The organism is Streptomyces sp. BE20 (assembly GCF_036322525.1).
Lineage (GTDB): Bacteria > Actinomycetota > Actinomycetes > Streptomycetales > Streptomycetaceae > Kitasatospora.
The window spans coordinates 1-384 of sequence record NZ_JAQYWW010000226.1 but is presented as its reverse complement, the minus strand read 5'-3'; the positions used below and the strand labels follow the sequence as shown (position 1 = coordinate 384).

The window sequence follows — 384 nt, the reverse complement described above, 5'->3', positions numbered from 1 at the left end:
TGTTGTTTTTGTGGTTGTTGGGGTTTGTTGTTTTTGGGTTGGGGGTGGTGTTGTGGGGTTTTTTGGGGGTTTTTTTGTGGTTTTGTTTGTTGGGGGGTCGGTGCGGAGGTTGTTTGGTTTTTTTATGTTTTGTTGTTTGTGGGGGTGTGGGTGGGTGGCGGGGTGTGGTTGGTTGGTTTTTTATTTTTATTTTTGTGGGTTTTGGGGTGGGTGGGGGTTTTGTCTTACATTTGGCGTTGGGGGTTTTTCGTGGGGTTGTGTTCCATGTTTGTTAGTACGTTTTGGGTGTTCTGATTTCTGGGGGTGATGTTTTTCACGTTTTTTTGGTGTGTTCGGGGGTTTGGGGGGGCCGCCGCGGGGGGGGGGGGGCGGGGGGCGGGGCCG

General features: G+C 51.6%; 1 protein-coding gene. It reads left to right on the top strand.

The window, feature by feature from the left end:
• On the top strand, nt 1-294 hold a 294-nt coding region (locus tag PUR61_RS45040; protein ID WP_329874665.1), incomplete at its 5' end, for a hypothetical protein.
• Nucleotides 295-384: the final 90 nt, after the last annotated feature.